The 21,391-nt window shown below is 61.8% G+C and carries 22 protein-coding genes; 12 read left to right on the top strand and 10 right to left on the bottom strand.

Annotated features, from left to right (window positions below; all coding sequences use genetic code 11):
- Nucleotides 1-3: 3 nt before the first annotated feature.
- The 4 genes from I8746_RS24485 to trpE all read left to right on the top strand — a co-directional run bounded on the left by I8746_RS24485 (nucleotide 4) and on the right by trpE (nucleotide 4,021).
- On the top strand, nucleotides 4-831 hold the full coding sequence (locus I8746_RS24485; protein WP_003255542.1) for an ABC transporter permease: 828 nt from the start codon (nucleotides 4-6) through the stop codon (nucleotides 829-831).
- Between the two features lie 149 nt (nucleotides 832-980).
- Nucleotides 981-1,655, top strand: coding sequence for a ribulose-phosphate 3-epimerase (gene rpe / locus I8746_RS24480; RefSeq protein WP_003255539.1), 675 nt, complete (start codon nucleotides 981-983; stop codon nucleotides 1,653-1,655).
- Complete coding sequence (locus tag I8746_RS24475) at nucleotides 1,652-2,470, top strand: phosphoglycolate phosphatase (RefSeq protein ID WP_221101126.1); 819 nt, start codon at nucleotides 1,652-1,654, stop codon at nucleotides 2,468-2,470. The genes rpe and I8746_RS24475 overlap by 4 nt, the downstream gene beginning before the upstream one ends.
- Nucleotides 2,471-2,539: 69 nt before the next feature.
- Nucleotides 2,540-4,021 (top strand): anthranilate synthase component I, encoded by a 1,482-nt coding sequence (trpE, locus tag I8746_RS24470; RefSeq protein ID WP_221101125.1) that lies wholly within the window; start codon nucleotides 2,540-2,542, stop codon nucleotides 4,019-4,021.
- A gap of 246 nt (nucleotides 4,022-4,267) precedes the next feature.
- Here trpE and estP read toward each other — a convergent pair whose 3' ends face one another.
- On the bottom strand, nucleotides 4,268-6,157 hold the full coding sequence (estP, locus tag I8746_RS24465) for an esterase EstP (protein ID WP_011953313.1): 1,890 nt from the start codon (nucleotides 6,155-6,157) through the stop codon (nucleotides 4,268-4,270).
- Between the two features lie 367 nt (nucleotides 6,158-6,524).
- Between estP and I8746_RS24460 the strand changes: the two genes are divergently transcribed.
- From I8746_RS24460 to I8746_RS24445, 4 genes are all read left to right on the top strand, one after another.
- A complete protein-coding gene (locus tag I8746_RS24460; protein ID WP_004574924.1) occupies nucleotides 6,525-7,118 on the top strand; it encodes an aminodeoxychorismate/anthranilate synthase component II in 594 nt (197 codons plus the stop codon).
- A 9-nt stretch (nucleotides 7,119-7,127) separates the two neighbouring features.
- The gene (gene trpD / locus I8746_RS24455) at nucleotides 7,128-8,177 is read left to right on the top strand and encodes an anthranilate phosphoribosyltransferase (protein ID WP_011953314.1); all 1,050 of its coding nucleotides are present in this window, start codon (nucleotides 7,128-7,130) and stop codon (nucleotides 8,175-8,177) included.
- Complete coding sequence (trpC, locus tag I8746_RS24450; protein WP_003255528.1) at nucleotides 8,174-9,007, top strand: indole-3-glycerol phosphate synthase TrpC; 834 nt, start codon at nucleotides 8,174-8,176, stop codon at nucleotides 9,005-9,007. Before trpD ends, trpC begins: the two co-directional genes overlap by 4 nt.
- 146 nt (nucleotides 9,008-9,153) lie before the next feature.
- Nucleotides 9,154-9,858, top strand: a complete 705-nt coding sequence (locus tag I8746_RS24445; RefSeq protein WP_003255526.1) for a lipoyl protein ligase domain-containing protein — start codon at nucleotides 9,154-9,156, stop codon at nucleotides 9,856-9,858.
- Here I8746_RS24445 and crp read toward each other — a convergent pair.
- Complete coding sequence (gene crp / locus I8746_RS24440) at nucleotides 9,855-10,499, bottom strand: cAMP-activated global transcriptional regulator CRP (RefSeq protein ID WP_017148058.1); 645 nt, start codon at nucleotides 10,497-10,499, stop codon at nucleotides 9,855-9,857. The two genes, I8746_RS24445 and crp, sit on opposite strands and share 4 nt — an antisense overlap.
- 191 nt (nucleotides 10,500-10,690) lie before the next feature.
- On the opposite strand from crp, the gene I8746_RS24435 reads away from it, so the two are divergent.
- A complete protein-coding gene (locus tag I8746_RS24435) occupies nucleotides 10,691-11,113 on the top strand; it encodes an OsmC family protein (protein ID WP_004376171.1) in 423 nt (140 codons plus the stop codon).
- A 76-nt stretch (nucleotides 11,114-11,189) separates the two neighbouring features.
- Here the strand turns inward: I8746_RS24435 and I8746_RS24430 are convergent, their stop codons facing one another.
- The 6 genes from I8746_RS24430 to hemJ all read right to left on the bottom strand — a co-directional run bounded on the left by I8746_RS24430 (nucleotide 11,190) and on the right by hemJ (nucleotide 15,616).
- Nucleotides 11,190-12,230, bottom strand: a complete 1,041-nt coding sequence (locus tag I8746_RS24430) for a hypothetical protein (RefSeq protein WP_014755140.1) — start codon at nucleotides 12,228-12,230, stop codon at nucleotides 11,190-11,192.
- A gap of 10 nt (nucleotides 12,231-12,240) precedes the next feature.
- The gene (gene coq7, locus I8746_RS24425; protein ID WP_003255520.1) at nucleotides 12,241-12,888 is read right to left on the bottom strand and encodes a 2-polyprenyl-3-methyl-6-methoxy-1,4-benzoquinone monooxygenase; all 648 of its coding nucleotides are present in this window, start codon (nucleotides 12,886-12,888) and stop codon (nucleotides 12,241-12,243) included.
- A 65-nt stretch (nucleotides 12,889-12,953) separates the two neighbouring features.
- Entirely contained in the window at nucleotides 12,954-13,292 is a 339-nt protein-coding gene (locus tag I8746_RS24420; protein WP_003255518.1) for a histidine triad nucleotide-binding protein, read from the bottom strand.
- A 63-nt stretch (nucleotides 13,293-13,355) separates the two neighbouring features.
- Nucleotides 13,356-14,138: an SDR family oxidoreductase gene (locus tag I8746_RS24415; RefSeq protein ID WP_003255516.1), complete on the bottom strand. Its 783-nt coding sequence runs from the start codon at nucleotides 14,136-14,138 to the stop codon at nucleotides 13,356-13,358.
- A gap of 67 nt (nucleotides 14,139-14,205) precedes the next feature.
- Nucleotides 14,206-15,162: a nitronate monooxygenase family protein gene (locus tag I8746_RS24410; RefSeq protein WP_011953318.1), complete on the bottom strand. Its 957-nt coding sequence runs from the start codon at nucleotides 15,160-15,162 to the stop codon at nucleotides 14,206-14,208.
- Between the two features lie 28 nt (nucleotides 15,163-15,190).
- Nucleotides 15,191-15,616 carry a protoporphyrinogen oxidase HemJ gene (gene hemJ, locus I8746_RS24405; protein ID WP_003255513.1) on the bottom strand — a complete coding sequence of 142 codons (426 nt, stop codon included), beginning with the start codon at nucleotides 15,614-15,616 and terminating at the stop codon, nucleotides 15,191-15,193.
- Nucleotides 15,617-15,758: 142 nt separating this feature from the next.
- On the opposite strand from hemJ, the gene argC reads away from it, so the two are divergent.
- Nucleotides 15,759-16,793: an N-acetyl-gamma-glutamyl-phosphate reductase gene (argC, locus tag I8746_RS24400; protein WP_003255512.1), complete on the top strand. Its 1,035-nt coding sequence runs from the start codon at nucleotides 15,759-15,761 to the stop codon at nucleotides 16,791-16,793.
- Between the two features lie 147 nt (nucleotides 16,794-16,940).
- Nucleotides 16,941-17,291 (top strand): iron-sulfur cluster insertion protein ErpA, encoded by a 351-nt coding sequence (erpA, locus tag I8746_RS24395; RefSeq protein ID WP_221101124.1) that lies wholly within the window; start codon nucleotides 16,941-16,943, stop codon nucleotides 17,289-17,291.
- Nucleotides 17,292-17,350: 59 nt separating this feature from the next.
- On the opposite strand, the gene I8746_RS24390 is transcribed toward erpA, so the two are convergent.
- Complete coding sequence (locus tag I8746_RS24390; protein ID WP_011953320.1) at nucleotides 17,351-18,442, bottom strand: anhydro-N-acetylmuramic acid kinase; 1,092 nt, start codon at nucleotides 18,440-18,442, stop codon at nucleotides 17,351-17,353.
- A gap of 3 nt (nucleotides 18,443-18,445) precedes the next feature.
- Nucleotides 18,446-19,867: a peptidoglycan DD-metalloendopeptidase family protein gene (locus I8746_RS24385; protein ID WP_003255509.1), complete on the bottom strand. Its 1,422-nt coding sequence runs from the start codon at nucleotides 19,865-19,867 to the stop codon at nucleotides 18,446-18,448.
- A gap of 213 nt (nucleotides 19,868-20,080) precedes the next feature.
- On the opposite strand from I8746_RS24385, the gene tyrS reads away from it, so the two are divergent.
- Nucleotides 20,081-21,280 carry a tyrosine--tRNA ligase gene (gene tyrS, locus I8746_RS24380; protein ID WP_004574941.1) on the top strand — a complete coding sequence of 400 codons (1,200 nt, stop codon included), beginning with the start codon at nucleotides 20,081-20,083 and terminating at the stop codon, nucleotides 21,278-21,280.
- Nucleotides 21,281-21,391 lie beyond the last annotated feature (111 nt).

Here is a 21,391-nt window from a genome sequence, read left to right as displayed (position 1 = left end):
GTCATGCTGAGCCCATACATGTCGCCCGTGGAGCGGGTCTGGTTCTACAGCCTGCGTATTCTCTGCGGCTTGATCCTGCTGTTTCTGATCTTGCCAGTGCTGGTGATCGTGCCGCTGTCGTTCAATAGTGGCAGCTTCCTGGTGTACCCGCTGCAGGGCTTCTCGCTGCAGTGGTATCAGGACTTCTTCGGCTCGGCCGAATGGATGCGGGCGTTGAAAAACAGCATCATCGTTGCCCCAGCGGCCACGGTGCTGGCCATGGTGTTCGGCACGTTGGCGGCCATCGGCCTGACCCGTGGCGATTTCCCCGGCAAGTCGCTGGTGATGGCGCTGGTGATCTCGCCCATGGTGGTGCCGGTAGTGATCATCGGGGTGGCCAGTTACCTGTTCTTCGCCCCTCTGGGCATGGGCAACAGTTTCACCTCGCTGATTCTGGTGCATGCGGTACTGGGTGTGCCGTTCGTCATCATTACCGTGTCGGCGACGCTACAGGGGTTCAACTACAATCTGGTGCGTGCGGCGGCCAGCCTGGGAGCCTCGCCTCTGCTGGCTTTCCGCCGGGTGACCCTGCCGCTGATCGCGCCCGGTGTCATCTCTGGCGCCCTGTTTGCCTTTGCCACCTCGTTTGACGAGGTGGTGGTGACGCTGTTCCTCGCCGGACCGGAACAGGCAACTCTGCCGCGGCAGATGTTCAGTGGTATTCGCGAGAACCTGAGCCCGACCATTGCCGCGGCGGCGACCTTGCTGATTGCGTTCTCGGTGTTGTTGCTGCTGACCCTGGAATGGTTGCGTGGGCGTAGTGAGAAGCTGAGGACTCAACAGCCGGCTTGATGATGGGTTGCCTGTACCGGCCTCTTCGCGGCTAAAGTCGCGGAGGCCGGCACAAGTTGCGCTGGTCGACACCAATTGATACCAATCAGCCTTCATCGCTTTCCCTGAGTTACAATGCGCGCCACCGTGACTCTGCCAACAGGTGCGCCATGCAGCCCTACGCTATTGCCCCCTCCATTCTCTCTGCCGATTTTGCCCGCCTGGGTGAGGACGTCGACAAGGTATTGGCTGCGGGTGCAGACATCGTCCACTTCGATGTCATGGACAATCACTATGTCCCCAACCTGACCATCGGTCCGATGGTTTGCACCGCTCTGCGCAAGTACGGCGTTACTGCGCCGATCGACGTGCACCTGATGGTCAGCCCGGTTGACCGCATCATTGGCGACTTTATCGAAGCGGGTGCCACCTACATCACCTTCCACCCTGAAGCCACGCAGCACATCGACCGTTCGCTTCAGCTGATCAAGGATGGTGGTTGCAAGGCCGGCCTGGTGTTCAACCCGGCCACCAGCCTGGACGCCCTGAAGTATGTGATGGACAAGATCGACATGGTGCTGCTGATGAGCGTCAACCCAGGCTTCGGCGGGCAGAAGTTCATCCCCGGCACCCTCGACAAGCTGCGCGAAGCGCGTGCGCTGATCGACGCCAGTGGCCGTGATATCCGTCTGGAGATCGATGGTGGCGTGAACGTCAACAACATCCGCGAGATCGCTGCCGCTGGCGCCGACACCTTCGTGGCCGGCTCGGCGATCTTCAACGCCCCGGACTACCAGGAAGTGATCGCCAAGATGCGCGCCGAACTGGCCCTGGCCCGCCCATGAGTGGCTTCGAGCAGCTGTTCCCGGGGACGCTGCCAAGGCTGGTAATGTTCGATCTGGACGGTACCCTGATCGATTCCGTGCCTGACCTGGCCGCCGCCGTGGACCGCATGCTGCTCGAACTGGGGCGCCCGCCTGCTGGCCTTGAGGCAGTGCGCCAATGGGTTGGCAACGGCGCCCAGGTACTGGTGCGCCGCGCGTTGGCGGGCGGCATCGAGCATGCCGACGTGGACGATGCGCTGGCAGAACAGGCGCTGGCGCTGTTCATGGACGCTTATGCCGAAAGCCATGAACTTACCGTGGTTTATCCTGGCGTGCGCGACACCCTGCGCTGGCTGCGCAAGCAGGGCGTGGAGATGGCGCTGATTACCAACAAGCCTGAGCGCTTTGTTGGCCCGCTGCTGGACCAGATGAAGATCGGTAATTTCTTCCGCTGGATCATTGGTGGCGACACCCTGCCGCAGAAAAAGCCCGACCCGGCGGCGTTGCTGTTCGTCATGCAGATGGCCGGTGTTACCCCGCAGCAGTCCCTGTTTGTCGGTGATTCGCGCAGTGACGTGCAGGCGGCGAAGGCGGCTGGCGTGCAATGCGTGGGCCTGACCTACGGCTATAACCATGGCCGGCCGATCGACGACGAATCCCCCAGCCTGGTAATCGACGACCTGCGCGCATTGCTGCCCGGTTGCGCAGACCCGGCCACTGGGATAACGTTGGCGGACCTTCAAGCCTCACAAGACAGAGAGTCCACCGTGGCGGTTACTGGCAAATTCTGGATGAAAGTCATCAAGGCCTTGGCCCGTTGGCGTTGGCGCGCCTGACTTCAGCCTGCCGGCGTGTGCCGGCCCGTCCGTTTGCCTGACCTATTGCTGCTTGCCACGAGACCACTCATGAACCGCGAAGAATTCCTGCGCCTGGCCGCTGCCGGCTACAACCGTATTCCCTTGGCCTGTGAAACCTTGGCCGACTTCGACACGCCGCTGTCGATCTACCTGAAACTGGCTGACCAGCCCAACTCGTACCTGCTCGAATCGGTGCAGGGCGGCGAGAAGTGGGGCCGTTACTCGATGATCGGCTTGCCATCGCGCACCGTGATGCGTGTGCATGGCTACCATGTCAGCATCCTGCACGATGGCGTCGAGGTGGAAAGCTGCGAGGTCGAAGACCCGCTGACATTCGTTGAAACCTTCAAGGACCGCTACAAAGTTGCCGATATCCCCGGCCTGCCGCGTTTCAATGGCGGCCTGGTTGGCTACTTTGGCTACGACTGCGTGCGTTATGTAGAAAAGCGTCTGGGCGCCAGCCCCAACCCGGACCCGCTGGGCGTACCGGATATCCTGCTGATGGTGTCCGACGCGGTGGTGGTGTTCGACAACCTGGCGGGCAAGATGCACGCCATCGTGTTGGTCGACCCCGCTGAAGATCAGGCCTTCGAACAGGGCCAGGCACGTCTGCAAGGTTTGCTGGAAACCTTGCGCCAGCCAATCACCCCACGCCGCGGCCTGGACCTGAGCGGCCCGCCGGCGGCCGAGCCGGCGTTCCGCTCCAGCTACACCCGCGAGGATTACGAAAACGCCGTCGGTCGTATCAAGGAATACATCCTGGCCGGGGACTGTATGCAGGTGGTGCCGTCGCAGCGCATGTCGATCGACTTCAAGGCTGCGCCTATCGACCTGTATCGCGCGCTACGCTGCTTCAACCCGACGCCATACATGTACTTCTTCAACTTCGGGGACTTCCATGTGGTCGGCAGCTCGCCCGAAGTGCTGGTACGTGTCGAGGACAACCTGGTCACCGTGCGCCCGATTGCCGGTACTCGCCCGCGTGGTGCGACCGAAGAGGCCGATCGTGCGCTGGAAGACGACCTGCTGTCGGACGACAAGGAAATTGCCGAGCACCTGATGCTGATCGATCTGGGCCGCAACGATGTCGGCCGTGTGTCTTCGACCGGCAGTGTGCGCCTGACCGAGAAGATGGTGATCGAGCGTTACTCCAACGTGATGCACATTGTTTCCAACGTTACCGGCCAGCTGCGTGAAGGCCTGACGGCGATGGATGCACTGCGGGCGATTCTGCCGGCTGGCACCTTGTCGGGTGCGCCCAAGATCCGCGCGATGGAGATCATCGACGAGCTGGAACCGGTCAAGCGTGGGGTTTACGGCGGTGCTGTCGGCTATTTTGCCTGGAACGGCAACATGGATACCGCAATTGCCATTCGTACTGCGGTGATCAAGGATGGCGAGCTGCATGTGCAGGCCGGTGGCGGCATCGTTGCCGACTCGGTGCCTGCGCTGGAATGGGAAGAAACCATCAACAAGCGCCGGGCGATGTTCCGTGCGGTGGCGTTGGCCGAGCAGACTTCCGCCAGATAAATTGATTGGGGCTGCTGCGCAGCCCATTCGCGGGTAAACCACGCTCCTACAAGGTTGTGTAGGAGCGGGTTCACCCGCGAAAGGGCCGGGCCTGCTGGCCAATTTTCACCCGCGGTTCACCGTTGCCGCCGCCACCGTATTCGCGGGTAAACCCGTTCCTACAAGTGTTGCGCAAGCCTAAGGCATACTAGGCCGTCGTAAAAGCGGGTTCACCCGCGAATGGGCCGCAAAGCGGCCCCCAGCAATTCAAAAGTCCACGCTAACCCCCACGCTAACGCCCTGCTGCGTCAACTCATCACTCTTGCGCCAATTGTAGTTCCCGCGCAAATGCACCCCTGCCACCAGTTCATGGCTCACACCCAGGCTCGCCCGGGTCAGGTCGCTGTGCGGCGTATACCCGGTCAGGGTGAAATCATTCGCTGGCAAGCTGGTCAGGTGCATTGTCACATCCTGCTGGTCGTCCTCGAACTCATGCTCCTGCGCCACCTCGGCAAAAAGCCGGGTATTTGGCTGTACCTGCACACTGCCCAACAGCCCCACGCCCAGGCGACGTGACGTGCGCTCCTGGTCATCGAAGCCAAGCGCCGTCGAGCGCCCGCTCTTCTCTTCGTAGCCATCCACCTTCACCCGCGCATAGTCGGCACTGATGAAAGGTGCCAACTGCCAGTTGCTGGTGTCGGCCGCCAGGTTGTAGCCCAGCCGCCCGGACATTGCCCAGGCCTCGCCGTCGGTGTCGCCTTTTTCACTGCGGTCATTCACGCCCAGGGCGAAGGTACGCTTGAGGTCGCTATAGTCCAGGTGCCCGGCGGTCAGCGCCGCGTCGGCCCACCAGCGGTCCTGACGGTATTGGGCAAAGGCGCTGGCCATATAGCTGTTCAGCTTGTAGTCCGAATCCTGTTCGCCGGCTTCCAGCTTCTGGCGGTACGCACCGCCGGCCAGGCCCAGGCGCCATGCGTCGTTCAGGCGATAGCTGCCGCCCACGGTCAGGTTGTAGCCGCGGCCGTCACCGCTGGCCGCGCTGCGCTGGCCGTCGAAGTCCAGGTCCTGAGCGCCACTGGCGACAAAGGCTTGCCATTGGCCAACGGCTTGCCAAGGCGTCTGCCACTGATTGCGCAACTCATCCTGATGAGCCCGCAGGCTGGCGTGGGCCATTTCCGGTAGCAGAGTCAGTTCCCAGGGGGCTGCGAGGATCGAGTAGGCGTAATCGGCAATCAGCTGCTGACCCGCGATAGTCGGGTGGACCGAGTCGTTGAACAGCAGTTTGGTCGGGTTTGGCGTTGTGCCGTTGATCCCGTACACCGGGTTTTCCACGCAGCTATCGCCGCTGTAGCAGGTGCCGACCAGGTTCTGGTCGCTGGCCAGGCCGAACTGACTGGGGCTGGACAGCGCCTCGCTCAACAGCACAGGGATGTTCAGTGGGATGATCTGGGCATCGATCTGCCCTAGCTGGCTGATCAGTGACTGGTTGAACGCAGCGGAGAGCAGTGACAGTGGGTTTTGCTGTGGCGTGCCGCTGAAATTGGGCGTTTGGCCGAGGTCAGGTAGCAGCCAGACCATGATGTAGCGCGCGCCTCCTTGCTGAAGGGCTTGGGCACTGGCAGCCAGGCGGGCGCCGGCGGCTACGGCGTCGGCCGGGCTATTCACCAGGCCCTGCAGGAAGTCGTTACCGCCACCTGTCAGGTAATACAAGGCATTTGGGTCGGCGCGCAGGCCGTTGGCCAGGTAGCCGGGGCGCTCGCGCAGCACCAACCCGGCATTGGGGTTTCCTGGTGGGATGACGGTCTCGGACGTTGTCGTGATCGAGTCCAGGATCTGTTGGGTGGTGTACCCGCCAACTGCCCAGTTATTACCATCGGGCTGGATGCCTATGGATGTCGACGGGTTCAGGTCGCCAGGCGCGACGCCCAGGCGGCCACCGAGGATCATCGGTGACACCGGAGCGAAGTTGCCGTCGGCATCGCGGTTGGTGAAACGCGCGCCTGGGGTACCGCCGCTCAGGTCGGGAAACTGCCCTGCATCGGCGAGGCTGTCGCCAAACACGATGAGGGTTGAATAGGGCGAAGGGCCGGCCAACGCCTGGCTACAGGCCAAGGCCAGTGAAGCGAGGGTAAAGCGCAATAACGGGGCTTTTCGCATCAGGGAACATCCTTTTCTTTGTTTTTATCAGGACAACCCCATCGACCTTAGCAAATCGTAGTGCTTCGCTCCCAAGTCCATTCGTTTCCCCGTGTTTACAGGCGTATTGCGCCCGTCGCCCCGGTAGGCTACTGTGCCGGGACGTATGAGCGAGACCTATCCTGTGTTGATCGTCAGCAAACTCTTGATGCGCGTAATCAAGGCCCACGCCCGTTGGCGTTGGCGCGCCTGACTTTATCCCCTGCCGGCCCGCCCGGCCCGCCCCCGTTTGCCTTCTCGTTTACCGCCCGTTGTGGCAAAGCCGCGCCTGTGGCTGGTGCAGGAAGGTTCGAATCATGAAGTCAGTAGATTCAAGAGGTTTAACACCATGTTACTGATGATCGACAATTACGACTCATTCACTTACAACGTCGTTCAGTACCTTGGCGAGCTGGGTGCCGAGGTCAAGGTCATTCGCAATGACGAATTGACCATCGCCCAGATCGAGGCCCTCAACCCTGAGCGCATCGTCGTATCCCCGGGCCCGTGCACCCCAAGCGAGGCGGGCGTGTCTATCGAGGCCATCCTGCATTTCGCCGGGAAGTTGCCAATCCTCGGTGTATGCCTGGGCCACCAGTCAATCGGGCAGGCCTTTGGCGGCGACGTTGTACGTGCACGCCAGGTCATGCACGGGAAGACCAGCCCGGTATATCACCGCGACCTGGGCGTGTTCGCCAGCCTTAACAACCCGCTGACCGTGACCCGTTACCACTCGCTGGTGGTAAAGCGTGAAACCTTGCCCGACTGCCTGGAAGTGACCGCCTGGACCTCCCATGCTGACGGTTCGGTCGATGAGATCATGGGCCTGCGCCACAAGACGCTGAATATCGAAGGGGTGCAATTCCACCCTGAGTCGATCCTGACCGAGCAGGGCCACGAACTGTTCGCCAACTTCCTCAAGCAGACCGGCGGCCGCCGTTAAGGATCGAACATGGACATCAAGAATGCGTTGAGCCGTATCGTCGGCCAGTTGGACCTTACTACCGAAGAAATGCGCGAGGTCATGCGCCAGATCATGACCGGTCAGTGCAGCGAGGCGCAGATAGGCGCGTTCCTGATGGGCATGCGCATGAAAAGCGAAAGCATCGACGAAATCGTCGGTGCGGTGTCGGTGATGCGTGAGCTGGCCGAAAAGGTCGAGCTGCAAAGCCTCGATGGTGTCGTCGATATTGTCGGGACCGGCGGTGATGGCGCCAACATCTTCAACGTGTCCACCGCTTCGTCCTTCGTCCTGGCGGCGGCGGGTTGTCCGGTGGCCAAACATGGTAACCGCGCAGTATCGGGCAAGAGCGGCAGTGCCGACCTGCTGGAAGCTGCCGGCATCTACCTGAACCTGACGCCGACTCAAGTGGCACGCTGCATCGACAGCCTGGGCATCGGCTTCATGTTCGCGCAAAGTCACCACTCGGCCATGAAACATGCCGCTGGCCCACGTCGAGAACTGGGGTTGCGCACCCTGTTCAATATGCTCGGCCCGCTTACGAATCCGGCCGGAGTGAAGCACCAGGTGGTCGGTGTGTTCGCGCAAACCCTTTGCCGCCCGCTGGCTGAGGTGCTGCAGCGCCTGGGGAGCAAGCATGTGCTGGTCGTACACTCGAAGGATGGTCTGGACGAGTTCAGCCTGGCTGCACCCACCTTCGTTGCCGAACTGAAAAACGGCGAAATCACTGAATATTGGGTAGAGCCGGAAGACCTCGGCATGAAGAGCCAGAGCCTTCATGGCCTGGCTGTCGAGAGCCCTCAGGCTTCGCTGGAGTTGATCCGCGATGCGCTGGGCCGGCGCAAGACCGAGAACGGTCAGAAGGCCGCCGAGATGATCGTGCTTAATGCTGGCGCGGCGCTGTATGCCGCTGACCATGCTATGAGCCTGAAAGCCGGTGTAGAACTGGCCCATGATGTACTGCACACCGGCTTGGCCTGGGAAAAGCTGCAGGAATTGGGTGCCTTTACTGCAGTATTCAAGGTGGAGAACGAAGCATGAGTGTGCCGACGGTGCTGGAAAGGATCATTGCCCGCAAGTTCCAGGAAGTGGCTGAGCGCAGTGCGCGCGTCAGCCTCGCCGAACTGGAGGGCCTGGCCAAGGCCGCTGACGCCCCGCGAGGCTTCGCCAATGCGCTGATCGAGCAGGCCAAGCGCAAGCAGCCAGCGGTGATTGCCGAAATCAAGAAAGCGTCGCCAAGCAAGGGCGTGATCCGCGAGCACTTCGTGCCAGCGGAAATCGCGGTCAGCTACGAGAAGGGCGGGGCCACCTGCCTGTCGGTGTTGACCGATGTCGATTATTTCCAGGGTGCCGATGAGTACTTGCAGCAGGCCCGCGCGGCGGTTTCGCTGCCGGTGATCCGCAAGGACTTCATGGTCGACCCTTACCAGATCGTCGAAGCCCGGGCCCTGGGCGCAGATTGCGTACTGCTGATCGTGTCGGCGCTGGATGACGTGAAGATGGCTGAACTGGCGGCCACCGCCAAGGACGTCGGCCTCGACGTGCTGGTAGAAGTGCACGATGGCGATGAACTGGAGCGCGCGCTTAAAACCCTGGATACACCGCTGGTTGGGGTGAACAACCGCAACCTGCACACCTTCGAGGTCAGCCTGGAAACCACCCTTGACCTGCTGCCGCGCATTCCGCGCGACCGTCTGGCGATTACCGAAAGCGGTATTCTTAACCGGGCCGATGTGGAGCTGATGGCAATCAACGAGGTTTACTCGTTCCTGGTGGGAGAGGCGTTCATGCGCGCCGAGCAGCCTGGCCTGGAATTACAGCGGCTGTTCTTCCCCGAGCAGGTGAAGAAGACTGTTCAGCAACTGGACTGATCAAATGAAGCCGGCGTTTTTGCCGGCTTTTTTGTACCTGTAATGGCCGCGTCGCGGGCAAGCCCGCCCCTACACGGGGACGCGCCCTGTTGTAGGCGCGGGTTTACCGCGAAGAGGCCCTTGAAATCAACATCATAGGTGGATCAATGACCGATCAACCCCTGGCCCTGAGCGTCGAACAAGGCCTGCACGCCGAGCAGGAACTGCTGGCCGCCGTCTGCCGCGGCGAACGCGAGAATGGTGTGCTGTTCTGGCGCCCCACCGACCACGCGCTGGTCATGCCTCGGCGCATGAGCCGGCTGGGCAACTTCGAGGTCGCCTGCGCGGAACTGGCTATTGCTGGCTGGCCGGTGCTGCTGCGAGAAACCGGCGGCGAGCCAGTGCCTCAGTCGCATTCGACAGTGAACGTTGCACTGGTCTACGCCGCACCGCGCAGCGAAGGCGACCACGGCCGTATCGAAAATGCCTACGAGCGCCTGTGTCTGCCGCTGTGCGATGTGCTGCGCGAGTGGGGCGGTGTAGCGTCAGTCGGGGAAATCGACGGGGCCTTCTGCGATGGCCGCTACAACGTCAACCTCAATGGCCGCAAACTGGTGGGTACCGCCCAGCGCTGGCGTCAGGGCCTGGGTGGCAAGCGTCCGGTGGTGTTGGTGCACGGTGCGCTGCTGCTGGACAACGAGCGTGAGTCGATGGTGGCGGCGGTCAACCGCTTCAACGAGTGCTGTGAGCTGGAGCAACGCTGTCGCGCCGATGCGCACATCGCCTTGCACGAAGTGGCGCCGGCAGCGCCCTGGTTCGAGCGCCTTTCGCAGGCCTACGCCAAGGTGCTGGCCGAGTTGCCCAAGGACTAGCGGGTACCGTAGACCACCATGGTCTTGCCCTTGACCTGCACCAGGCTGCGTTCCTCGAGGTCCTTGAGAACGCGGCCGACCATTTCCCGAGAGCAACCGACGATTCGGCCGATTTCCTGACGGGTAATCTTGATTTGCATGCCATCGGGGTGGGTCATGGCGTCGGGCTGCTTGCACAGTTCCAGCAGGCAACGGGCAACTCGCCCGGTTACGTCGAAAAATGCCAAATCGCCAACCTTGCGCGTAGTGTTGCGCAGGCGCTGGGCCATTTGACTGCCCAGGGCGTAGAGGATTTCAGGGTCCTGGCGCGCCAGTTCGCGAAACTTTTCGTAGCTGATTTCGGCCACTTCGCATTCGGTCTTGGCGCGTACCCAGGCACTGCGCTGCTGCTCGCCATCAACGGGCTCGAACAGGCCTAACTCGCCAAAGAAATCGCCATGGTTGAGGTAGGCGATGATCATTTCATGGCCGTCGTCGTCCTCGATGATGATGGTTACCGAACCCTTGATGATGAACGACAGTGTTTCGGCCCGGTCGCCGGCGCAGATGATGTTGCTTTTGGCGGTGTAGCGGCGGCGCTGGCAATGCACCAGCAGTTTGTCGATGTTCTTGATCTTGGCGGGTAGGGCAGAGGCGACCATCACGAAATCCTGTTCGATACGAGGCATAGGCTTTTTATAGAGGCTGGCTGGCGGAAAGCGCCAGTCATTTGGCGCCAGCTTATCAGACACTACGGTATGTTTCGGTAGTAAACCGACACGTCACGTACTTTTCCCACAGCCGCACAAGGTCTAAGCTGACACCCTTTTCCGAAAATCAGGAGTCCAGGTAGATGAAGGCACGTATCCAGTGGGCCGGTGAGGCGATGTTCCTCGGCGAATCGGGGAGCGGCCATGTCGTCGTGATGGATGGCCCGCCCGAGGCCGGTGGCCGCAACCTGGGTGTGCGCCCGATGGAAATGCTGCTGTTGGGCCTGGGTGGCTGCAGCAGCTTTGACGTGGTCAGCATCCTGAAGAAGTCGCGCCAGGCGGTGGAAAGCTGCGAGGCATTTCTGGAGGCAGAGCGCGCCAGCGAAGACCCGAAGGTGTTCACCAAGATTCACATGAACTTCGTGGTGAAGGGGCGTGGGCTGAAAGAAGCGCAGGTCAAGCGGGCGGTGGAGCTGTCGGCGGAAAAGTATTGCTCGGCTTCGATCATGCTCGAGCGTGCCGGGGTTGAGATTACCCATGGGTATGAAATCGTAGAGCTGGGTTAAGGCTGAGATTCCGGGGCCGCTTTGCAGCCCTTGTGGAAGCGGGTGAGCCCGCTCCCACCTGCGGCCCGGGCGAGCTTCAGTCGCGCAGGGCCGGAAGGGCCATCCGCAACCATTGCGGAAGACTGCTTCTTAGCGCCTGGCTCAACCGCTCCCGGCGCTTTTGGTAAACCAGGCCAAGCCAGATAACCCCCAGCCCGATCATGGTTAGCACCACCGGGAACAGCAACGACTGGGCAAACACCTCGTACGACAGATATCCCAGATAAGCCGCCACCCCCAGCGCACCAAACACCATGAACACCGGCCGACGCAGCAGCACCGCCATGCCCATCAGCGCAATGTTGATCAGGCAGTACATGGCCTTGCCCAACTCACTGCCGCTGTCCAGCAGCGTCAACCCGCCCCAGAATGCTGCCAGCCCGGCGAGGTAACCCCAACGGGCGTAGTCCTCACGCGTGCGGCCGTCTATCACGAGGATAACCACCAGCAAGCCCAGCCCAAACCACAGGGAGACGTGGCGACGCTGCTCCCAACTGAACGGTGAGCCGAAGAACCACTCGCTAAGGTCCATCGACATGAACCACAAGGCCACGGACATTGGCATGACGACGAACGGGTAGGGGATCAGCCGAAGCATTAGCAGCCCGGCAAGCACCGTGGCTGCTTCCATCGCCAGCCAGCCGCCTTGCACGTAGGTGTAGTACTGGTGGTAGTCAGCCTGCGCATCGTCCTGTGGCCACCAGCCGAGCATGCGTTCGATAGCGAATACCGCCAGCGGCACGATGCTGACGGCTACTGCTGCCAGCACGCCAGCGGCGACGGGCTGGGCGCGGCGTTGCAGATTGAGGGCGAACAAGGTGATCAGCAGGATATAGAGGCTGGCGATGATCAACAGCGCGCCGTCACCGAGGCTCATCCAGGCCTCGGTGAGCAACCAGCCCATTGCCGCCATGATCAGCATGGCGCCAAAGTAGAAGGCAACATGGGCCAGCTGAAAGCTGCCACGTGGTGCGGGTTGCTGGCGCAGGAATGCCAACAGGCTTTGGTCCTGGCCTGGTTGGAGAATGCCTGCTTGCACGGCGCGCGCCAGGTCCTTGGCGTCGAATCGATCCGTCATGGTGATGCCTTCAGATGCGGTATGTGCTCTTGGTCATGACCTTGGCCAGCAAGCTCATGCCAAAGCGGACGGGGGCCGGGAAGCGATAACCACCGGCTTCCAGTGCAGACTCGGCGTGCTGCTCTTCGTCGATGCGCATCTGCTCGAGAATGGCCCGGGATTTTTCATCTTCGTGCGGGAGTTGCTCCAGGTGCTCGTCGAGGTGCTTGCACACCTGATGTTCGGTAGCGGCGACGAAGCCCAGGCTGACCTTGTCGCTGACCAGCCCGGCCAGTGCGCCAATGCCGAACGACATGCCGTAGAACAGAGGGTTGAGCACGCTCGGGTGGCTGTTCAGCTGGCGAATGCGCTGCTCGCACCAGGCCAGGTGGTCGATTTCTTCCTCAGCGGCGTGCTCCATGGCCTTGCGCACTTCGGGCAGCTTGGCGGTCAGGGCCTGGCCTTGGTACAACGCCTGGGCGCAGACTTCACCGGTATGGTTGATGCGCATCAGCCCGGCAATATGGCGGGCCTGTTGCTCGTCCAGGTCAACGTCTGGCTGGACGATGGCCGGCGATGGCCGGGCGGGTTGGCCGCTGAAAGGCAGCAAGGTGCGCATGGCGGTATCGGCCTGCAGCAACAAGCGGTCGAGCGGCGAGTAGTGACGTTCGGTAGCCATCGGGCACCTCCGCAAGAATGTGCCCGACAGTTTACCGCAATAGCGGCGGGGTCGCTTGCCGTGGGTCAGCCCGGTGGCCAGTTCATCTGGCGCTGGCCAAGCACGTGCATATGGATGTGGTAGACAGTCTGGCCGCCTTTGGGGTTGCAGTTCATGACCACGCGGAAACCTTCCTCGCAGCCTTGTTCGACAGCCAGGCGCTGGGCGGTGAACAGGATGTGGCCAGCCAGGGCCTTGTCTTCTTCGGTCAGGTCATTGAGGGTGCGAATGTGCTTTTTCGGGATGACCAGAAAATGTACCGGTGCCGCGGGTGCAATGTCCTTGAAGGCCAGGATCTGGTCGTCTTCATAGATGATATCTGCCGGGATTTCCCGGTTGATGATTTTGAGGAATAGATCGTCCACAGCACTTGCTCCATGGTGAGGGTCGGGCCGAGTGTACTCAGCCGGGCGCCGCTCGCCCAGTGGCTATTCCATGCCTAAGGGGCAATAGCGGCGGTGGATGGCCCCGGCCAGCTTGCGCACCAGCCAGCGCGGCAACAGCCGCGGTGCGAACGCCAGCCAGCGGTTGCGCCGGCCAGGCATGATCAGTGCGCGGTTCTTGTCCAGTGCCCGCACGGTGTACAGCGCCACTTCCTCGGGGCTGAGACAGCGCGGCTTGCCATCGAGCCGCGCAATGCGCCGGCGTGCGGAACGTACCGGGCCAGGGCACAGTACAGAGACCTTGATGCCGGTGCGCTTGAGTTCTTCGCGCAGGGCCTGGGAAAAGCTCAGCACATAGGCCTTGCTGGCGGCATAGGCGGCCATCCATGGGCCAGGCGCCACCCCGGCCAGGCCGGCGACGTTGAGAATCTGCCCGCCACCCTGCACAGCCATCAGGTTACCGATGGCGTGACACAGGCGGCTCAGGGCCAGCACGTTGACTTCCAGCAGATCTTGTTCGTCGGCCCATTCATGGGCCAGGAACGGCCCATAGGTGCGCAAGCCCGCGCAGTTGACCAGCAAATCGATACGCCGCTCACCTTCTTCCAGCTCTAGCACGAAGCCTGAAAGGCGCAACGGCTGACTGAGGTCGCAGGCGCGGAACAGCACCTCGACACCGAAACGCTGGGTCAGCTCGATGGCGACAGGCTCCAGCGTTTCTCGTTGGCGTGCCACCAGGATCAGGTTGCGCCCGCGCCGTGCCAGCGCTTCCGCCAAGGCCAGGCCCAGGCCGCTGGAAGCACCAGTGATCATGGCGTAACGGGTCATGCAAGGCTCCTGGGGGCGGAAGAGGGCGCCTAGTGTACAACTTGCCCGTGCAAGGTGTTGCCTTTTGCTACAAGGCGCGGGCGCGCAAAACCTGGCAGCGTTCCAGGGCTTGTCGGTACTCGCCATGCAGGCGCTCGATCAATGCGCTGGCGCTGGGCAGGTCATGGATTGCACCGACGCCCTGGCCCGCTGACCATACGGTCTTCCAGGCCTTGGCTTCGTCATCGATCGGCTTGAGCTTGCCTTGCACCTGCCCGCCTTTGAGGGCGTTCATGTCGTAGCCGGCCTGCTCCAGGCTCTGGCGCAGGAAGCTGGCGGGGATGCCGGACACCACGGGTGTGTGGATGATGTCGGCGGCATGGGCATCCAGCAGCATCTGTTTGTAGGCGCCCTGAGCCTGGCTTTCTGTGGTGGCGATGAAGCGCGTGCCCATGTACGCCAAGTCCGCCCCCAGCAGTTGTGCGGCCAGGATTTCGTGGCCGTGGTTAATGCAACCAGCCAGCAGCAGGGTCTTGTCGAAGAACTGGCGAATTTCTGCGGCCAGGGCGAACGGGCTCCAGGTGCCGGCATGGCCGCCTGCGCCTGCGGCGACGGCGATAAGGCCATCGACACCCGCTTCGGCGGCTTTTTCGGCATGCCGGCGGGTGGTGACATCGTGGAGCACCAGGCCGCCGTAGCCGTGTACGGCATCGACCACTTCCTTTACTGCCCCCAGGCTGGTGATAACGATTGGTACACGGTGTGCGACGCACAAGGCCAAGTCGGCCTGCAGGCGCGGGTTGGTCGGGTGGACGATCAGGTTGACGGCGTAGGGCGCTGGCGCCTGCAGTTGAGCCAGGCCTGCCTCGATCTCTTCCAGCCAAGCCTTGAAGCCAGCGCTGTCGCGTTGGTTCAGTGCCGGGAAACTGCCAACCACGCCGCTGGCGCAGCAGGCCAGCACCAATTGGGGGTTGGAGATGAGGAACATCGGCGCGGCAACCACGGGCAGCCGCAGGCGTTGTTCGAGCGAGGCAGGTAGCGACATGGCAAGGCTCCTTGAGCGGGTGGCTATGTCAGAACGGTTTCACCACCACCAGAATGACGATACCCAGCAGGATCAGCACGGGCACTTCGTTGAACCAGCGATAGTAGACGTGGCTGCGGGTGTTGGTGCCATTGGCGAAGCGTTTGCGCTGGGCACCGCACACGTGATGGTAGCCGGTCAGTAGGATCACCAGGGTGAGCTTGGCATGCAGCCACCCCTGGCTCAGCCAGCCGGGGGTGAGGTACAGCATCCAGGCGCCAAAAACGTAGGTGGCGATCATCGCCGGATTCATGATGCCGCGGTACAGCTTGCGCTCCATGGTCGCAAAGCGTTCCTGGCTGATGCTGTCCTGGCTCTGGGCGTGGTAGACGAACAGCCTGGGCAGGTAGAACAGGCCGGCGAACCAGCAGACCACGCTGACGATATGCAGCGCTTTGATCCATAGGTAAAGCATGGAGGGAGTTCCTTCAGGTAATCACGGTCGTCAGATAGTAGTGGTCAAGCGCCCGAAGGGTCACCCGAAGAGTTGTTACAGGCGCCCTGCGCCCCTATTATCGTGCGCTTTCCAGACGGCTCGTTGATAAGGGGCAAGCGTTATGATCAAGGTCGGTATCGTCGGCGGCACGGGTTACACCGGCGTCGAACTGTTGCGTCTGCTGGCACAGCATCCACAGGCCGAAGTGGCGGTCATTACTTCGCGCTCCGAGGCGGGCGTGGCGGTGGCGGACATGTACCCGAACCTGCGCGGCCACTATGACGGGTTGGCGTTCAGCGTGCCGGACAGCAAGGCTCTGGGGGCCTGTGATGTGGTGTTCTTCGCCACCCCGCATGGTGTTGCCCACGCCCTGGCCGGTGAGCTGCTGGCGGCCGGCACCAAGGTGATCGACCTGTCTGCCGACTTCCGCCTGCAGGATGCCGCCGAGTGGGGCAAGTGGTACGGTCAGCCCCATGGCGCGCCTGAGCTGCTCAAGGACGCGGTATACGGCCTGCCAGAAGTGAACCGCGAGAAGATCCGCCAGGCGCGTCTGATCGCTGTGCCGGGTTGCTACCCGACTGCCACCCAGCTGGGCTTCCTGCCGCTGCTGGAAGCGGGCCTGGCCGATGCGTCGCGCCTGATCGCCGACTGCAAGTCGGGTGTCAGCGGTGCTGGCCGTGGCGCCGCGGTCGGTTCGCTGTTCTGCGAAGCCGGCGAGAGCATGAAGGCCTATGCAGTCAAGGGGCATCGTCACTTGCCAGAAATCAGCCAGGGCTTGCGCCTGGCCGCAGGCAAGGATATCGGCCTGACGTTCGTGCCGCACCTGACGCCGATGATCCGTGGTATCCACGCCACCCTGTACGCAAACGTGGTCGATACCTCGGTCGACCTGCAGGCGCTGTTCGAGAAACGCTATGCCGATGAACCGTTCGTCGACGTGATGCCAGCAGGCAGCCATCCGGAAACCCGTAGCGTGCGTGGTGCCAACGTCTGCCGCATTGCCGTTCATCGCCCGCAGGGTGGTGACCTGGTGGTGGTGCTGTCGGTGATCGACAACCTGGTCAAGGGCGCCTCCGGCCAGGCGGTGCAGAACCTCAACATCCTGTTCGGGCTGGATGAACGCATGGGCCTGTCCCATGCCGGCTTGCTGCCGTAAGGCCACCAGCATTGGAAAAGGCCCGCGTCGTGCGGGCCTTTTTGCAGGTCGCGACTAAAGCCGCACAATTCTTGACCGATTTTCTCGGGAAAGCGGATAATGCGCGTCATCGAGTTTTATGGCGGCTACCGCGCCGGGAGAATCAACATGAGCGTCGAAACCTTCACCTCTACCGGTCTGGAATTTACCCACGGGGCAGCCCAGAAGGTGAAGAACCTGGTCAATGAGGAAGGCAATGAGCGTCTGAAGCTGCGAGTGTTCGTTACCGGTGGCGGTTGCTCCGGCTTCCAGTACGGCTTCACCTTCGATGAAGACGTGGCCGAAGATGACACCATTGTCGAGCGCGAGGGCGTTTCCCTGGTGGTCGACCCGATGAGCTTCCAGTACCTGGCGGGTGCCGAAGTGGACTACCAGGAAGGCCTGGAAGGTTCGCGGTTCGTGATCAAGAACCCGAATGCCGCGACCACCTGCGGTTGCGGGTCTTCGTTCTCGATCTAAGGGCTGGGCATACGAAAACGCCGCGCAATCGCGCGGCGTTTTGCTTTCTGGCGTAGCGGCTATGCCGGGTAGATTGCACCCAGTACGCGCAGGCCCTTGGCGGCAGTGACGCTGGGGCGGTTGGCGGCGATACCCTCCAGGCAGCAGTGAGCCAGCCAGGCGAAGGCCATGGCTTCGACCCAGTCCGGGTCTACGCCATAGGCGCCAGTGCTTGCGACACGGGCCGCCGGTAGCAGCTGGCCAAGACGGGCCATCAGCGCGCCGTTGCGGGCGCCCCCACCACAGACCAACAGCGCCTCGGTGCCTTGCTGGGCTTTGCCAAGCGAATCGATGATGCTGCGTGCGGTCAGCTCCAGCAGTGTCGCCTGCACGTCCTGGGCCCGGTATGCCGGCAGGTTGGCCAGGTGGCGATCCAGCCAAGGCAGGTTGAACACCTCGCGGCCGGTACTCTTGGGGCCGCTGCCGGCAAAGAACGGGTCAGCCATCAGTGCGCTGAGCAACCCGGGCTGAACCACACCTGAGGCAGCCCAGGCGCCATCTGCATCGTAGGCGTGGCCGTGCTCGCGCTCGATCCAGGCATCCAGCAGCACGTTCCCCGGGCCGCAATCGAACCCATGAACTGGCTTGTCCTGCTCGATCAGGCTGAGGTTGCTGAAACCGCCTACGTTGAGGATTGCCAGGCGTCGGCCAAGCTGGCTGAACAGGGTTTCGTGGAAGGCCGGTACCAGTGGCGCGCCCTGGCCACCGGCAGCCACATCGCGACGGCGGAAGTCGGCGACCACGCTGATGCCGGTCAGCTCGGCGAGCAGTGCGGGGTTACCGATCTGCACAGTAAAGCCGCGGGACGGTTCATGGCGAATGGTCTGACCGTGGCTGCCAATGGCGCGAATGGCTTCGGGCTTCAGTCCCTGGCGAGCCAGCAGTTGGCGGATACCTTCGCCGGCCAGGCTGGCCCAGCGGTTTTCCGCCAGTGCGGCACGGGCAATCTCGTCAGTGCCGCTGCTGCACAGGGCCAGCAGGTCCTTGCGCAGGTCCGGGGGCATGGGCAGGTAGTGGGTGGCGAGCAGTTCAAGCTGCTCGCCTTGTTCGATCAGGGCGATATCCAGGCCATCGAGGCTGGTACCGGACATCACCCCCAGGTAGAGCGCCATGGGTTAGCGCTTGTTCGCTGCGAGCAGGGTGGCCTTTTCCTGATCCATGCGGGCAATCAGCGGCTGGCTCTGCTGCAGGAAGCGCTGACGCTCGTTCTTGGCAATCGGGTCAGCCATTGGCACCTTCTGGCTCAGCGGGTCGACGTGCACGCCGTTGACCTGGAACTCGTAGTGCAGGTGTGGTCCGGTGGACAGGCCGGTAGTGCCGATGTAGCCAATGATCTGGCCCTGTTTGACCGTACTGCCGGTCTTGATGCCTTTGGCAAAGCCCTGCATGTGGCCATACAGCGTTTTGTAGCGGTTGCCATGCTGAATGATCACGGTATTGCCGTAGCCACCACGGCGCCCGGCCAGTTCGATGCGACCGTCACCGGCTGCCTTGATCGGCGTACCTCGTGGGGCCGCGTAGTCGACGCCTTTGTGGGCGCGGATCTTGTTCAGGATGGGGTGCTTGCGACCGGCGGAAAAGCGCGAGCTGATGCGGGCGAAGTCCACCGGGGTACGGATGAAGGCCTTGCGCAGGCTGTTGCCGTCGGCGGTGTAGTAGGTAGTGTTGCCCTGCTTGTTGGTGTAGCGCACGGCAGTGTAGGTTTTGCCGCGGTTGGTGAAGCGCGCAGAGAGGATGTTACCGGTGCCGACGACCTTGCCGTCCATCACCTTCTGTTCGTAGACCACGTCGAACTCGTCCCCTGGGCGAATATCCTGGGCGAAGTCGATGTCGTAACCCAGCACGCGGGCCATGTCCATGGTCATGCTGTGGGACAGGCCGGCGCGCTGGGCGGAAGCAGACAGCGAGCTCTTGATCACGCCGTGGGCATAGGCGGTGCGTATCACCGGCTTGCTGATTTCACGGTTGAATGTGTAGCCCTTGGCGGTTTTGGTCAGGCGAATGGTTTCGAGGTTGCTGACTTTGCTGTGCAGACTGGCCAGCTGGCCATCCTTGTCGAGCTCGAATTGCAAGACCTGGCCGTGCTTGAGCTGGCTGAACTGCTTGGCCTGCTTGTTGCTGGCCAGCAAGTCATGCACAGCATTGGCGGGCAGGCCGACCTTGGCGAACAGGGTGGACAGGGTATCGCCGCGGGCCACGGTGACTTCGCGGTGGCCAGGCTCCTTGGCGGCCTCGGCAACCGGTTCGGCGGCCGGGGCCTGCTGATCGGCCTTCTGGGTTTCGGGGGTAGCCTCTTCGATCTGGGCGAAAGGCGAGCCTTGCTCACCTTCGCTTTGCACCAGGGGCGCGGCGCGGGATTCGTCTTTCAGCTGCTCGGCAGGGCTTTCGAGCTCGAGGTTGAGGGTAGTTTTCTTGGCTTCCACTTCGCTGGAAGGAAATACCAGCAAAGCCAGGCTGAGCAGGGCGGCGATGCCGCTGGCGGCCAACAGATGGCTCTTCGGATAAAGCGGGGGCGCTTTAGGCGGTTCGTTGGTCATGGGCAAGGTGACTTTGAAAAAGGTGAAATGGAAAAGATGAATGACATGATGAAGATGAAATAACTGTATAAAATATAACCAAATCCATTTTCACGCAAGGGCGCGTAGACGCCGCAAGCCTGTGTTCGGGTCACATTCCTTTGCGAAACTTGTATTTGACGGCCGATCTTGTATGGTTGGCTCCCCCTGAATCTGAGCCTTGCGGGTTTGTCTATGAAGTCGGTTGAAGAGCAGCTGGCGCTTATCAAGCGCGGTGCGGAAGAAGTACTGGTCGAGTCGGAACTGGTGGAGAAGCTCAAGCGCGGCCAACCTCTGCGCATCAAGGCCGGCTTCGACCCGACCGCTCCGGACCTGCACCTGGGTCACACGGTGCTGATCAACAAGCTGCGCCAGTTCCAGGATCTGGGCCACCAGGTCATCTTCCTGATCGGTGACTTCACCGGCATGATCGGTGACCCGAGTGGCAAGAGCGCCACGCGCCCGCCGCTGACCCGCGAACAGGTGCTGGAGAACGCCGAGACGTACAAGCAGCAGGTGTTCAAGATTCTTGACCCGGCCAAGACTGAAGTCGCGTTCAACTCCACGTGGATGGACAAGCTGACCCCTGCCGACTTCATTCGCCTGGCTTCGCAGTACACCGTCGCGCGCATGCTGGAGCGTGATGACTTCGACAAGCGTTACACCACCAATCAGCCGATTGCCATCCACGAGTTCCTCTACCCGCTGGTGCAAGGCTATGACTCGGTGGCGCTGAAGGCGGATGTTGAGCTGGGTGGTACCGACCAGAAGTTCAACCTGCTGATGGGGCGTGAACTGCAGCGGTCTTATGGGCAGGAAGCGCAGAACATCGTGACCATGCCACTGCTCGAAGGGCTCGACGGTGTGAAGAAGATGTCGAAGTCGCTGGGCAACTATGTCGGCATCCAGGAAGCGCCAGGGGTGATGTACAGCAAGCTGGTGTCGATCCCGGATACCCTGATGTGGCGTTACTTCGAGCTGCTGAGCTTCCGTTCGATGGAAGAAATCGAGCAGTTCCGGGCCGATGTTGCCAATGGCGCCAACCCACGTGACATCAAGATCAAGCTGGCGGAAGAAATTGTGGCGCGCTTCCACGGTGAGGAGGCTGCAGCCAATGCTCACCGTGCTGCCGGTAACCGTATGAAGGAAGGCGAGCTGCCGGAAGACTTGCCGGAGATCGAAGTGGCTGCGGCGGAAGACCTGCCAATTGCTGCGGTGTTGAATCGGGCTGGTCTGGTCAAGAACTCGGCTCAGGCGCGAGATTTGCTGAGTGGCGGCGCGGTGAAGGTTGATGGTGCAGTGGTCGACAAGGACTTCATGTTTGTCCTTGGTGCTACGCATGTGTGCCAGGCGGGCAAGAAGTCGTTTGGCCGGGTCACCCTCAAGGCAGAGTAATTGCCTGGATGGTTTAGCTATATAGAAGCGGGGGGGGGGAGATGGCGCCCCCCCGACGTTTAAGAAAAAAAAAAATTTTTTTTTATATAAAATTTTAAAACAAAAGCAAAA

The sequence above is a fragment of the Pseudomonas sp. USTB-Z genome (genome assembly GCF_019691255.1).
Lineage (GTDB): Bacteria > Pseudomonadota > Gammaproteobacteria > Pseudomonadales > Pseudomonadaceae > Aquipseudomonas > Aquipseudomonas alloputida.
Note: the sequence above shows the minus strand (reverse complement) of the source record. Positions and strands in the feature narration are given on the sequence as shown.